The sequence below is a fragment of the Sorangium sp. So ce590 genome, from assembly GCF_051521365.1.
In the GTDB taxonomy this organism is placed as follows: Bacteria; Myxococcota_A; Polyangia; order Polyangiales; family Polyangiaceae; genus Sorangium.
This window is the reverse complement of sequence record NZ_CP150346.1, coordinates 10,293,669-10,307,881: the sequence shown is the minus strand read 5'-3', so window position 1 is coordinate 10,307,881 and position 14,213 is coordinate 10,293,669. Positions and strand designations below refer to the sequence as shown.

Here is a 14,213-nt window from a genome sequence, read left to right as displayed (position 1 = left end):
CGCTCCGAACCAGCCGCGCTGCGGCCTGCGTCGCCGCCGCTGTCGCGGTGCCGCGCGGCTCGCGGTCGCTCGTGTGATCGCTGTCCTGCTCGCTGTCGCTGTCGCCGTCACGGACGCCCATGTCGCTCGCCCTCTCCGCGCGCCGTCCTAGTCGAGTCGCGGGCCGGCGGCGAGGGCCGGCTTGAGCTCGCGCGCCGAGCCGGAGCGCTCCGGCGTCGCGCTGCGCAGCCGCTCCGCGAGGTGGGTGCGGCGCTCCTCCTTTCGGGTCTCCGCCAGCGCCAGCGACACGGCCCGCGGATCCGCGACGAGCACCACGAGCCGCTTGCCGCGGGTCACCGCCGTGTAGATGAGGTTCCGCGAGAGCATGACGAAATGCTGGGTGAGGATCGGCACGATCACCGCCGGATACTCGCTCCCCTGGCTCTTGTGGATGCTCGTCGCGTAGGCGAGCGTCAGCTCGTCGAGCTCCGCTTCCTCGTAGCCGACCTCGCGATCGTCGAAGCGCACCAGGAGCTTCCGCTCCTCGGCGTTCACGTCCGTGATGAACCCGACATCGCCGTTGTAGACCTCGCGGTCGTAGTCGTTGCGGAGCTGCATCACCTTGTCGCCGAGCCGCAACGTCCGCGCGCCACGCGTGACGCTCGGGCCCTCGGGGTTCAGCGCCGCCTGCATCCGCGCGTTCAGGGCGATCGCCCCGGCCTCGCCCTTGTGCATCGGCGTCAGCACCTGCACGTCCCGCCGCGGGTCCAGCCCGAACCCCTTGGCGATGCGCTCCGTCACGAGGTGGAGGATCAGCTCCGCCGCCGCCTCGGCTTCGGTCCGCTCGATCACATAGAACTCGCCGCCGGGCCCGCGCGCGCCCTCCGGGGGCAGGCCGTCGTGGATCCGGTGCGCGTTCTGGACGATGAGGCTGCCCTCGGCCTGCCGGAAGATCTGCGTGAGCCGCACCGTCGGCACCTGACCCGAGGCGATCACGTCCCGCAGCACCGCGCCGGGCCCGACCGACGGCAGCTGATCGACGTCGCCCACAAGCACGAGCCGCGCCGCGTCGGACGTGGCCTGGAGGAGCGCGTCGGCGAGCGCCAGATCGAGCATCGACGCCTCGTCGACCACGATCGCCCCCGCCTCGATCGGGCGGCCTCGCTGGCGCCCGAACTTGCGCTGCTTCGGATCGAACTCCAGGAGGCGGTGGAGCGTGACCGCCTCGCGACCGGTCGCCTCGCTCATCCGCTTGGCCGCGCGGCCCGTCGGCGCGGCGAGCCGCACCGGGAGCCGGGCGCGATCGAAGAGCGCCAGGATGGCCCGGACGATGGTCGTCTTGCCGACGCCCGGGCCGCCCGTGATGACCAGCACCTTGTTCCGCGCCGCCTGCTCCACGGCGTCCCGCTGCGCGGGCGCGAGCGACACGTTCGTCTTCGCCTCGAACGCGGTGATTGCCCCGTCGATGCCCTCCACGAGGCGCGCGTCGCCCGCCGCGTCGTCCTCGTCGCCCCCCAGCAGCGAGCGCATCCGCCGCGCGAGCCGCACCTCGGCCTCGTAGAGGTCCTTCGGGTAGACGGCCACCTCGCCGGTCGGCAGCGTCTCGAGCCGCGCGTGGCCGCTCGCCACGAGCGCGTCGATCGCGCTGTCGGCCTCGGCGGCGTCGCGCTCGAGCATCGCCGCGGCGAGCTCCGCGAGCTCCGGCCGCTCCGCGAGCGTGTGCCCGCGCGTCGACAGATCGACCAGCGTCTGCAGCACGCCCGCCTGCGCCCGCTCCGGCGAGTCGGCCCGGATGCCGATCGAGCGCGCGATCCGGTCGGCGGTCTTGAAGCCGATGCCCCACACGTCGAGCGCGAGCCGGTACGGGGAGCGGGAGACGATGTCGATCGCGTGGGGGCCGAACCGCCTGTAGATGCGGCTCGCCAGCGCCGGGGAGGCGCCGTGCGCCTGGAGGAAGATCATGATGGCCCCGATCGCCCGCTGCGCCGCCCACGCCTTCGCGACCGCCTGCGCCCTCCGCTGGCCGAGCCCGGGGACCTCGGCGAGCCGCTCCGGCGAGCGGTCGAGGATCTCCAGCGTCTCGGTGCCGAACGCCTCCACGATCCGCTTCGCGTAGGCGGGGCCGATGCCCTGCACCATGCCGGACCCGAGGTAGCGCTCGAGCCCATCGAGCGTGGCGGGGGCGATCGGCAGCAGGGTCTCGACCTTGAGCTGCTCGCCGTGCTTCGGATCGCGCGTGTACCGCCCCGTCGCGCGCACGCGCGTGCCGGGGCCGACCTGCGGGAACACCCCGACCCAGACCTCCGGCGCGGCGCCGGCGGTGACCTCCACCCGCAGCACCCGGAAGCCGCTCGACTCGCTCTCGTAGGTGACGCGGACGACCTCGCCCTCGACCGTCGCGGACCCGTCGCCCGCCACCTCCCTGGCCGAGAAGAGCCTCTGCTGGCCCCCGCCGCCCGGCTGGCGCTCGCCGGGCCCGCCCGGGCGCTCGTCGGGCCCGCCCGGGCGCTCGCCGCGGTCGTGCGGACGCGGCGCGTCGTCCGGCGGCGGCGCCGGCGCGGCTGCCCCCCGGGCTGCCCGATCGGGGCCGCCGCTCCGCTGGGACCGTTGCACGAGGGCAGCATGTAGCCGCCGGCGCGCCGGCGGCAACGCCCTCGTGCGCGGGCGCGAGCAGGGCTGCGCAGCGCCCCGGCGCTGAACACACGTCGCGCGAAGGGCGCTGCGCGCCGCGTGGCGCGGTTGGCGTGACTTCTTCGTGCCGGTATAGTGGCCCCGCGATGGGCCGCAGCAGCATGGTTTCCGTCCTCTGCGCCCTCGTTCTCGCGGGCTGCGCCGGGAGGGCGCCGGAGGCGGCGCGGTCCAAGGACAGCCTGCTGCGCGTGGTCGCCGCGGCCTCCGCGGAGCCGAGCTCCGGCGCGCCGGCGTCCGGGACAGCGGCGGGGGAGGCCGCGCCCGCGCACGAAGACGAGGTGGACGACGACGACGGGGAGAACGACGACGGCCTGGACCTGGCGGCGGAGCCGGGCACCGGCGCTCGTGCGCACTCGCCGCTCGCGGCGATGACCGAGGCCCAGATCGAGGAGCTGCTCTCGAAGGACCCGGCGGCGCTGGGGCCGATGTCGGTGGGCGCCACCAACGCGGGCGCGCTGTTCAACGGCATCCGGATGCCCGAGAGCGACCGGTGGGAGCTCGTCGACCCGGGCCATGCCTGGGGGACGCGCGAGACGGTCGACGCGCTCGACCGGGCGATCGGGGAGGTGCACCGGCAGTTCCCGGGGAGCCCGAAGCTCTACATCGGGCACATCAGCGACCGGGACGGCGGCCACCTCTCGCCGCACAAGAGCCACCAGGCCGGGCGCGACGTCGACATCAGCTATTTCCTCGACGCGCGGCACCGCTGGTACCAGCGGGCCACGGCGGCGAACCTCGATCGAGAGCGCACCTGGGCCTTCGTCCGGGCGCTCGTCACCGAGTCCGACGTGGAGCTCATCCTCATCGACACAAGCGTGCAGCGGCTGCTCAAGGAGCACGCGCTGAAGATCGGCGAGGACAAGGGCTGGCTCGACGACGTCTTCCAGTACGGGTCGAGGAAGCCGCGCCCGCTCATCCGTCATGCCCGCGGGCACGCGAACCACATCCACATCCGGTTCTACAGCCCGATCGCGCAGGAGTCGGCGGTGCGCGCGTATTCGTTGCTCGTGAAGCGCGGGGTGATCAAGCCGACGGCGTACTACGTGCGTCACACCGCGAAGAAGGGGCAGACGCTGGGCTCGCTGGCCCGGAAGTACGGCACCACCGTGGAGGCGATCAAGCGGGCCAACGGCCTGCGATCCACGGCGATCCAGGCGCGGCGCGTCTACAACATCCCGCGGCCGTCGAGCGGTCCCGCCGCCCCGCCGAAGCACGTCGTCGTGCCGCCGCGCCGGCTGCCCCCGCCGAGGGCGGCGGAGGCGTCTCCGCCGGTACACCACGCGGAAGCCGGGCCCGCGCTGGGCGGCTGATCGGCGGACGGCGCGCCGCCGCCGGTGCCGGCCCGCCGGCGGCGCGGTGAGCCCGCGGGCGCCGCCGCCGTCCTCGTCAGTGCTTCACGTCGACGACGAGCCGCGCCGGCTTGGTCAGCTCGAGGACGCGGTACTTGTTCGGCGACGAGACCCCGAGCACCCACGTCACCTCGGCCTCGAAGTCGCACGTCCGCTCGAGCTCCAGGGCCACGCCGAGCGCGAGCTTCCTCTCGCGGAACGGGATCGTGGCCTTTCCCGCGTCCGTATGCGCCGCGGCGGGGGTCATGCGCACGGCGAGCCATCCGTCGCCGGCGATCTCGGTCGCCTCGCCCGAGCCGCACTGCCGCACCGGCTTGTCGATGTAGTCGACGTGGTAGCCCGGCACCGTGTCCCCCTCGAACTCGAACACGACGCGGTCGTAATGCTCGTGCCGGGCCGCGCGCACGTCGCGCAGGATCGCGACCTTCGCGCCGGCGCGCGGCTTGTCGGTGGCGCCCGCGGTGCCTTCGAACGTGTCGGTGCTCGTGGGATCCGCCTCCTTCGGGGGCCGCGGCGTGGGCGGCTCGTCGTCCGCCGCCGGCCCTTCGGGGGCGCGCGTGTCGATCGGCGTGACGTGCGGGATAGGCTGAGCAGGCTCGCTGCCGGCGCCGCCGCGGCAGCCCGCGGCGAGCGACAAGGTTGCGGCTGCGAGCAGGAGGTCGGCGGTCCTCATGAGGTGCTTCCATGGCTCCACGGCCGCCGAGCGTCCACTGCGACGACACGATGCACCGCGACGACACGGGGCACCGCGAGGGACGGCCTCCGCCAGCGCCTCAGGGCAGCACGAGCTTGATCGAGAACACGTAGTCGACGTTGACGGGCCGGCCCTGGTAGGTGACCGGCTTGTAGCGGCTCGCCGCGAGCGCCTCGAGGACCGCCTCGTTCATGTGGGGCACGCCCTTGACGATCCGGCAGCCGGTGAGGCTGCCGGCCGTCGTCACCACACACTTGGCGAGGACGGTCCCCTCGACCCGCGCCTGCCGCGCCTGCCGCGTGTAGACGACCGCGGGCGCGGTGATCGGCGCGGGGCGCGTCATCCCCTCCTGGAAACGCAGGATCTCGGGGGCGGCAGGCGCCGGCGCAGCTGGCACCGCGCCGGGCGCGGTCGCCGGAGGCTCCGGCAGGGCGGCCGCGGTCGGCAGGGCGACGCTGGGCTCGGCTGCGCTCGGCGGCTCGGTGCTCGGTGGCTCGGCGCTCGACGGCTCGGCCGGCGGAGCCGGCTCCGGAGGCGCGCTCGCCGTGGCCTGCGGGCTCGGCGCCGAGGCCGCCGGGGCGGCGGCGAGCGCCTCGAGCTCCGCCGAGGCGGTCTCGTCCTCGGGACGGACGGCGAGCACGGTCGACCTGTAGCCGGGCTTGGTCAGCGTGAGCTGGTACTCGGCCGTCGTCCCGGCGCCCTGCAGCACGAGCCGGCACGGGGTCGCCAGGCAGACCTCCGTCCCGCGGTCGGACACGCGGGCGCCGGGCGGGGCGCTCTCGATCCTCACGATCCTGAACTCGGCCGCCGCGCCGGGCTCTCTGCCCGGCGCCTCGGCGGGCACGGCGAGCGGCACGGGGGCGGGCTGGACGGCTGCAGGGGCGCTCGCGGCGTCCGGCCCGCGGCCGCGCACGTGCCCGGTGAGCGCCAGCACGATGCCCCCGCCCAAGAGCGCCGCGACGAGCGCCACGAAGTAGACGGACACCGGCGGTTGACGAGGAGGGCCGACGGACCCGCTGAAGGTCGGGGGCGCCTGCGGAGGAGAGAGCGAGTCGCTCTGCAGCGAGCGAGGCGGCGCGGCGGGCTCGCTCGGCGCCGCGCGAGGCGGCGCGCCCGGCTCGTTCGGCGAGGGAGAGGGCGCCGGGATGCGCGGCGCCGAGATCGACGGCGCCGAGGGCAGCGCGCCGCCGGGCTGCGAGGCGGGCAGGCGATCGGGCACCGAGGCCCGCGTGAGGTCGATCGGCTCGCCCGCCGCGCTCTTCAGCGCGGTGAGACACTCCTTCATCGACTGGAAGCGCCTGTCCGGGCTCTTCTCGAGACACCGCATCACGAGCGCTTCCATCGCCGGCGACACGGCCGCGGCCTGAGCGCGCCCGGCGAGCGGCGGAGGCGGCTCGCTGACGTGGGCCATGAGGGTCGCCGTGGGCACCTTCTTGTCGAACGGCACCTTGCCGCAGAGCATCTCGTAGAGCAGGACGCCGAGCGCGTAGATGTCCGCGCGCGACGAGAGCTCGTGGCCCATCGCCTGCTCCGGCGCTGTGTACTTGGGAGAGCCGATGAACAGGCCCTTCTGGGTCAGATCGTCCTGCTGCTGCCCCGAGACGTCCTTGACCAGGCCGAAGTCGAGCACCTTCACGAAGTCCTTCTCGTCTCCCTGGTCGACGAGGAGCACATTGCTCGGCTTGAGATCGCGGTGCACGAGGCCGAGGTAGTGCGCCTCGGCGAGCGCGCGGCAGATCTGCCGCGCGACGCGGCTCGCGCGGGCCTCCGGGAGCGCACCCTCGTCGTGGAGCACCCGATGCAGCGTGCGACCGGCGATGTACTCCATCGCGATGAAGTAAATGCCGCGTGGTTCGTCCCGGCCGTAATCAAAGACGGTGACCGAGTTCGGGTGGGTGAGCCTCGCCGCGGTCGCGGCCTCGCGTGAAAAGCGCCGGAAGAACTCCGGATCTTGCTCGCGGCGCTCGTCGGGAACGAGGAGCTTGAGGGCGCAGATCCGGCCCAGCGCCGATTGCTCGGCCCTGTAGACCTTCCCCATACCCCCGCGCGCGATGAGCGAGACGATGCGATATCGATCGGCGATCGTGGCGCCGATGAGCGGGTCTTGACCGCTGCTCCTGGTCGCACCCATGCCGTTCATCATACGCACGAGGGCGGGGGCGCGGCTACCCCAACTCCCGTGTCCTGCCGATTGCACGGCTCGGGATCCCCCCGCGCATCCCGTTCCGTCCGGCGGCGCGGAGCGACGGAGTCTGGTGCGCTGTCGGCTGCTCCACCAGATCGCCTCTTCACGCTTCAGCGCCGGCGGGCGCGGCGCGGTTAAGCGGAGAGCAACGGAACATGACGACTCTGTTTCGCGGCGACTCCATGCCTGTTCCGCGCCTCACCGAGGTGTTCTCCGCACGCACCCGCGGCCCGGACGTCGGCGCCTGCCCCTCAAGGGGGGTGCTCGACGAGGGCGGGGGCAAGCCGGCGTACCGGGAGGCGCGGGGCCGGGCCGGCAATCTGGAATTTATTCAACGCCCTGGGCGCGATCTCGCCGCTGAAAATCGCGTTGCGGGTCCGGAACCTGGGGCCGGGCGCGCTGTCGATCCCGGGCGTGGACGCGGTGCTCCGCGGCGCACGCAGAGAGCGGTGAAGCTCGCCGCGCGTGCGCCGGGGAGCACCAGGGCGCGGGCTCTCGCGGGCTCGCTGCATTCAGACCGCTCGCTGCGCGGTTCACGCCGCGCGCGGGAGCAGGGAAAGGGCTGGCCTCAGATGGATACGTTCAAGTTGGCTCCGAGCATGGCATCGCCGAATCCGTTTCTCGGCAACCTGCCCTTCAGCGCGTCTCCGGCCTGCGATCCCGAGGTGCCCGCGGACGCGCCGGAGGGCTCGTATACGTACGCGCTGGTCAAGACCGCGCCCGAGGTGCCCGCCGCGGAGTGCGAGACCGAGGCGCTGTCCGTCGAGGTGCTCATCCGGTGGGGGAGCAACCTGCTCCACGTGGCGCACCTGACCCCGCCGCGTTCCTTCTATGTGGGCGAGCAGGACGGCGCCGAGGGCGCGTGCGACTTCTTCGTCCCGGCGGAGCGGCTGGGCGCGGCGAGGGCGCCGCTCGTGCTCGTCGGCGACGACGGCGAGGTGAGCGCCGTGATCCCGCCGGGCACGTCGGGGATGGTCGAGATCGGGAGCTGCAAGATGACGGTCGCGCAGGCGATCGCGACGGGCCGCGCCGCGCCGTGCGCCGCGCTCGACGGGGCGCGGCGGATCGCGCTGCCGCTCGGCGCGCGCGCGAGGCTCGATCTCGGCGGCTTCGGCTTCGAGGTCGCCGTGGGCGGGGCAGGCCGCCGCGTCGCGGGCAACGCGAGCCTCGACCGCAGGAGCTTGCCGTTCACCGCGCTCTCGACGCTGCTCCACGTCGGCCTGCTCGGGACCATGGCCGCGTTCATGCCCCCGCTCGCCATGGCCGACGACGGCGGCGTGAGCGCGGAGCAGGCGTACCTGATGGCGCAGGCGCTCGCGGCGACCGCCGAGCGGGAGCAGCCCGAGGCGAACGACGGCGCCGAGGCGACCCGCCCGAGCGAGCGGGAAGGTGGCACCGGCGCGGCCGCGATCGGCGAGTCGGGCAAGGCCGGCAGCGCGACGAGCCGGAAGACGGGCGGGCGCTTCGATATCGAAGGTCCGAAGGACAACGCCGACGTGCGGATCTCGCGGGCGCAGGCGCTCGACGACGCGGCGCGGTTCGGCGTGATCGGCCTGCTCCAGGCGGGCCTCGGCGGCGATCCGAACGCGCTATCGGCGCCCTGGGGCGGCGTCGACACGCTCGGCAACGGGGCGAAGAGCGTGATCGGCAACCTGTGGGGCGAGACGATCGACGAGTCGGGCGGCGTGGGCGGCCTCGGGCTGAGCGGCGTCGGCGAGGGCGGCGACGGGCGCTTCACGGGCATCGGGATGGGGCCCCTCGGCACCATCGGCCACGGCAACGGCCTCGGCGACGGGCAGGGCTTCGGCCCGGGCACCGGCGCCTCGCGCTTCGTCAACGGCCCTGGCCACAAGGTGAGCGCGCCGCGGATGCGGGTCGGGTCGCCCTCGGTGTCGGGCCGGATCCCGCCCGAGGTCATCCAGCGCATCGTGCGGCAGAACTTCGGCCGCTTCCGGCTCTGCTACGAGAACGGGCTGCGCAACAGCCCGAACCTCACCGGGCGCGTGTCGGTCGGCTTCTCGATCGGCCGCGACGGAGCGGTCTCGAGCGTGCAGAACGGCGGCTCCGATCTGCCGGACGCCGGGGTGGTCTCCTGCGTGGTGCGGTCGTTCTACGGGCTGTCGTTCCCGCCGCCGGACGCGGGCATCGTGACCGTGACCTATCCTATCCTCTTCAGCCCTTCCGGCAGCTGATCGGACGACGGCCGTCACCGGCGCCCGCATCCCCCGCTGCTACCCTCGCCGCCGATGTCCGGAACGACGACCTGCCCGCTCTCGCGCCGGCGCGCGCTGCTCGGCCTCGCCGCGCTCGCCGCGCCCTCGTGCCGGCGCAAGAGCTCGCCGCCCCCGCCGGAGCCCGCGGCGGCGGAAGCGGCCCCCTCCCGCTGGAAGGAGCTCGCCTTCGAGCCGGCCTCCGAGGGCGAAGGCCCGCAGCGCGCGCTGCTCCTCGCGCCCGAGGCCGCGGCGCCGCTGCCGCTGCTCGTCGCGCTGCACGGGCGCGGGGAGGCGGTGCGAGGCCCCGAGGCCGGCGCGCGCGGATGGCGCGACGACTACGGCCTCGACGCGACCCTCCAGCAGATCCTCTCGCCGCCGCTCACGCCGGACGACCTCGGGCAGATGGTCACGCGCGAGCGGCTCGCGCAGCTCAACGCCTCGCTCGGCGAGCGCCCCTACCGCGGGCTGTGCATCGCCACGCCGTTCACGCCCGACCTCCGCGACCGCTCCGCCGAGGGGGCCGCGGCCTTCGGGCGGTTCGTCGTCGAGCGGCTCCTGCCGCGGGCGCGCGCCGAGAGCGGCTGCCAGGCGGCGCGCGAGGCCACGGGGATCGACGGCGTGAGCCTCGGCGGCCGCCTCGCGCTGCTCGTCGGCCTGTCGCACCCCGAGGTCTTCGGCGCGGTCGGCGCCCTCCAGCCGGCCGTGCGGGCGAGCGAGGCGGAGATGTTCTCCGCGCTCGCGCGCCGGGCCCTCACCCGCCGCGCGGTCGCGCTGCGGCTCGTGTCGAGCGAGGCCGATCCCTTCCTGCCCGCCATCCAGGCGATCAGCGATCGGCTGCGGCAGGACGGCATCGGCCACGAGCTGCGCATTGTGCCCGGACCGCACGACTATGCCTGGAATCGTGGGCCTGGCGGCGTGGAAATGGTGCTCTGGCACGAGCGCGTCCTGCGCGGGTTGCGCGCGCCGTGATCGTGGCGGTCGGGGCGTCACAAGCCCCTGACCCAGGCCGCCGAACCGTGTTACTTCCTCGGCAACGACGTGGCCGACCCGACACGCATCGCCCGCGCCGACAGCGCGACCGACCCGCCCTCCGTGCGCGAGTGGCTGAAGCCGCTCGAGAGCGCCGGCCAGCGCCGTAGCACGAGCGCGAAGCGCGTCGGCGGCAAGGCGGCCTCGCTCGGTCGCCTGCTGCGCGACGGCTTCCCGGTGCCGCGCGGCTGGGTGCTCGACGCGCGGTGCTTCACGGAGCTCGTCGACCGGCAGCTGCCGCGGGGGCACGACCTCGCCACGCTGATCCGGCTCTCGGGCACGAAGGTGGGCGTCGACAGGGCGGCGCGGGCGCGCGACCGTATCCTGAGCGAGCCGCTGCCCGAGACGCTCTCGGCCGCGCTGGGGGCGCTCTGGCAGGCCGTCGCGCCGGAGGCGCCGTGGGGCCTCGCGGTGCGGTCCAGCGCCACGTGCGAGGACAGCGACGAGACGTCGATGGCGGGGCTCGCGACGTCGGTGCTCGGCGTGCGCGGCGACGCCGAGCTCGACGCCGCGATCCGGCAGGTCTGGGCGAGCGCCTTCCTGCCGCGCGCGCTCGCCTACCTCGCGCACGCCGGCGTCCGCGACGCCGCGATGGCGGTCGTGCTGCAGGTGATGGTGCGCGCCGAGGCTGCGGGCGTGCTCTTCACCGCGCCCCCGCCCGGGCTCGAGGGCGAGCACTGGCGCGCCGGCGAGCGGCTCGTGAACGCCACGCTCGGGCTCGGCGCGCCGGTCGTCGACGGCGCCGTGGCGGCCGACACCCTCCGGGTCGCGCGCGACGGCGGCAGGGTCGTCGCGTCGGCGGTGGCGCAGAAGCGGCGCGCGCTCGTCGTGGGCGCGACGGGGCTCGAGGAGGTCCCGGTGCCCGCGGCGCGCGCCGAGCAGCCCGCGCTCGGCGAGGCCGCGCTGCGGCAGCTCGTCGAGCTCGCCGAGCGGCTCGAGCAGGGCGGCAAGGGCCCGTTCGACGTGGAGTTCGCGGTCGAGGGGGAGGACCCCGGCCGCCCGCCCGCGGACGCCGCGGCGGACGGCTCGCCCTCGCCGGCGGACGGCTCGCCCTCGCCGGCGGACGGCTCGCCCTCGCCGGCGGACGGCTCGCCCTCGCCGGCGGACGGCTCGCCCTCGCCAGCGGACGGCTCTTCCCCGCCGGCGGCGCCCTCGCCGGAGGCGCGGCGGGTGTGGCTGCTCCAGGTGCGCCCGGTGAGCGGCGGCGGCTTCCCCGAGGGGGGCGGCGCCGACACGATCTGGTCGCGCGCGAACGTGGGCGAGGCGCTCCCCGGGGCGGCGACGCCGCTCACCTGGTCGGTGGCGCGCGCGTTCTCCGACCGGGGCTTCCGCGAGGCGTTCGCGGCGCTCGGCTGCCGCGCGCCGCGCGGCGCGCGCCTCGTCGCCAACGTGTACGGGCGCTTCTACCTCAACCTGACCGCCTTCATGCAGATCGCGGCGCAGGTCCCGGGGCTCTCGCCGCGGGCGCTGCTCGGCATGAGCGGCGGGGCGAGCGAGCAGCTCATCGCGCGGCTCGCCCAGCAGAGCGCGGGCGTCTCGCGGCGCCGCTTCTATGCGCGGCTGCCGCTCACCGGGCCGCGGCTCCTCCTCCGGCACGCGCGGCTCGAGCGCGAGGTCTCGGCCTACGAGGGCGAGGCGCTCTGGGCGCAGCGCGCCCTCTCCGAGCTCGACATGACGCTCCTGCCGGACGACGCCATCGGCACCACGCTGCGCAGCGTCTTCCTGCTGCTCGAGCGGACCGGCACGCTGATGCTGCACTGCGCGTCGGCGTCGCTCGCGAGCCACCTCGCGCTGTGCAGGGCGCTGGAGCGGGTCGCGGGCCGCCGCGCCTCCGCGCGCTCGGCCTCCGGCGAGGCGCCCTTCGACGATCCGGCCGGGCGCGCCGAGACCAACGTCGAGCACCTGGCCCAGGTGCTCGCGGGCGGCGTGCGCGAGCTCGACAGCGCGGGGCCGGGCATCGAGCTCGCCCGGGTGGCGGAGCTCGTCATGCTGGATCGGGCGTCGCGCGAGCGGCTGCTCGCCGGCGAGGTGAGGGGGCCGCGCGATCTGCCCGAGGGGCCGGCGCGCGACGCGCTCGCGCGGTTCCTCGACGCGCACGGCGACCGCGCCGTGCGCGAGGCGGAGCTCGCGACGCCGCGCTGGCGGGAGGACCCGGCGCCGGTCATCGCGATGCTCACCGCGTCGCTGCGCGGGGCGCCCGGCGATCCGGAGCGCGCGCTGGCGCGTGCCCGCGCGCTCGCCGACCGCGAGATGGCGATGCTCGAGACGCGCATCTCGCGGGTGGAGCTCGCGCTGCTGCGCGCGCTGGTCGGCCGCGCGCAGCGCTACGTGCGCCTGCGGGAGCGCATGCGCACGTGGGTGGCCCGCGTGCTCGGCATGCTGCGGAAGGTCGCGCTCGACATCGACCGGCGGCTCCGGCGCATCGAGCCCTCGCTGCTCCCCGGGAGCGTCTTCTTCTGCACCTACGAGGAGCTCGTGACCGCGCTCTCCAGCGGCCGGGCCGACGTGGGCCACGTCGTGCGGCTGCGCCGCGCCGAGCACCTGCGCGACGCCGCCCGCCCCGATCCTCCGGCCACGTTCATCGGCCGGCCGCCGCCGGTCGTGCTGCCGCCTGCGTCGGGGGTCCGTCTCCTCGGGCTGCCGGCGAGCCCTGGCGTCGTCGAGGGCCGGGCGCGTGTGCTCGAGCCGGGGGCGCCCGCGCTCGACGCGGTGGAGCCGGGCGAGGTGCTGGTCGCGCGCACGACCGACGTCGGCCTCTCGCCGCTGTTCCTGGTGGCCGCCGCGGTCGTGACCGAGCTCGGCGGCCCCATGTCGCACGCCTCGATCGTCGCGCGCGAGTACGGCATCCCTGCGGTGGTGAACGTGCCCGGCGTGACGCTGGCGATCAAGACGGGCGACCGGCTGCGGGTCGACGGCGATCGCGGCGTGGTCGAGCGCCTCGACGAGCGCGCCGCGCCGCCGTCGTCGAACGGCGCTGCCGGGGGCGCGCTGGGCGACGGCGCGGCGCGGCTCGCTGCGCGGCCCGGATGACCGCGGCGCGCTTCCAGGTCGGCCCGTCCGACGGCCCCACGGTGGCGGACGTCCTCGAGCGCATGGGGGGCGCCTCCCGGGGTTTCGCGGGCGCGGCGGCGGAGGGGCGCGCCTTTTTGAACGCGCGGCGCGCGCGGCCTGACGACGCGGTGGTCCCCGGCGACGAGCTCGCCGTGTGGCCGGCGCGGCGCGACGCGCCGGGGGCGCCGCCGGTGGAGGTGCTGGCGCGCTGGGGGGAGATCCTTGTCGTGTCGAAGCCGGCGGCGTTGCCGACGGCGCCGGAGCGCCGGGGCACGCGGTCCTTGATCACGGAGGTCGCCGAGCTGCTCGGCCTGCGCGCGCCGCCGCACGCGGCCTCGCGGCTCGACGTCGGCGTGAGCGGCGCGGTGCTGTGCGCGACGGGCCCGCGGGGCCAGCGGCATCTCGCGGCGATGCGCGAGGCGGGGCGCATCGCGCGGGTGTACGTCGGCGTGGCCGGGGGTCGAGTCGAGGGGGCGGGCACGTGGGATGCGCCCATCGGCGCGGCGCGGTCGCGTGGCGGGCGCAGCCTGCCTGCGGTGGGCGGCGCCGGCGCGAAGCAGGCGGCGACGCGTTATCGTGCGGTCGCCTCGGCCGGCGGCGGCGCGGCGGCGGCCACGCTGCTCCGTCTGGATCCGGTGACGGGCCGCACGCACCAGCTCCGGGTGCATGCGGCGCATGCGGGGGCGCCGCTCCTGGGCGACCGCGACCATGGCGGCGCGCGGTCCTTGACCACGGCGCGGGGCCGCGTGCTCCCGCTCTCGCGCATTGCGCTGCACGCCTTGCGCGTCACGGTGCCGGACGAGGCGGGCGAGGAGCGCACGGCGCTTTCGCCGGTCCCCGACGAGCTCCGGGATCTCTGGGGGGCGCTCGACGGCGACGGCTCCGCGTGGGAAGAGGTGCTGACTGCGACGCCCGAGGCGGTCTTGCCGCCGGGGGCTCCTTCCGGTGCCCGATGACCTCGTCTCGCCCTCTCGCCCGTGCCGCCCTGGCGACCCTTGCCGGCCTTGCGCTTGCTGCCGCCG

The 14,213-nt window shown here is 75.5% G+C and carries 8 protein-coding genes; 5 read left to right on the top strand and 3 right to left on the bottom strand.

The window, feature by feature from the left end:
• Positions 1-147: 147 nt before the first annotated feature.
• Entirely contained in the window at positions 148-2,592 is a 2,445-nt protein-coding gene (recD2, locus tag WMF28_RS39050; protein ID WP_437598728.1) for an SF1B family DNA helicase RecD2, read from the bottom strand.
• Positions 2,593-2,756: 164 nt separating this feature from the next.
• Here recD2 and WMF28_RS39045 point away from each other — a divergent pair, with 164 nt between their 5' ends.
• The gene (locus WMF28_RS39045; protein WP_437598727.1) at positions 2,757-3,980 is read left to right on the top strand and encodes a LysM peptidoglycan-binding domain-containing protein; all 1,224 of its coding nucleotides are present in this window, start codon (positions 2,757-2,759) and stop codon (positions 3,978-3,980) included.
• Between the two features lie 76 nt (positions 3,981-4,056).
• Here the strand turns inward: WMF28_RS39045 and WMF28_RS39040 are convergent, their stop codons facing one another.
• Complete coding sequence (locus WMF28_RS39040; protein WP_437598726.1) at positions 4,057-4,692, bottom strand: AMIN-like domain-containing (lipo)protein; 636 nt, start codon at positions 4,690-4,692, stop codon at positions 4,057-4,059.
• A 100-nt stretch (positions 4,693-4,792) separates the two neighbouring features.
• Positions 4,793-6,844, bottom strand: a complete 2,052-nt coding sequence (locus WMF28_RS39035) for a TonB family protein (RefSeq protein ID WP_437598724.1) — start codon at positions 6,842-6,844, stop codon at positions 4,793-4,795.
• 653 nt (positions 6,845-7,497) lie between these two features.
• Here WMF28_RS39035 and WMF28_RS39030 point away from each other — a divergent pair.
• From WMF28_RS39030 to WMF28_RS39015, 4 genes are all read left to right on the top strand, one after another.
• Complete coding sequence (locus tag WMF28_RS39030) at positions 7,498-9,090, top strand: AgmX/PglI C-terminal domain-containing protein (protein ID WP_437598722.1); 1,593 nt, start codon at positions 7,498-7,500, stop codon at positions 9,088-9,090.
• A gap of 54 nt (positions 9,091-9,144) precedes the next feature.
• Positions 9,145-10,080: an alpha/beta hydrolase gene (locus tag WMF28_RS39025; RefSeq protein WP_437598721.1), complete on the top strand. Its 936-nt coding sequence runs from the start codon at positions 9,145-9,147 to the stop codon at positions 10,078-10,080.
• A gap of 69 nt (positions 10,081-10,149) precedes the next feature.
• Complete coding sequence (locus tag WMF28_RS39020) at positions 10,150-13,170, top strand: PEP/pyruvate-binding domain-containing protein (RefSeq protein WP_437598719.1); 3,021 nt, start codon at positions 10,150-10,152, stop codon at positions 13,168-13,170.
• Entirely contained in the window at positions 13,167-14,147 is a 981-nt protein-coding gene (locus WMF28_RS39015) for a pseudouridine synthase (RefSeq protein WP_437598717.1), read from the top strand. Before WMF28_RS39020 ends, WMF28_RS39015 begins: the two co-directional genes overlap by 4 nt.
• Positions 14,148-14,213: the final 66 nt, after the last annotated feature.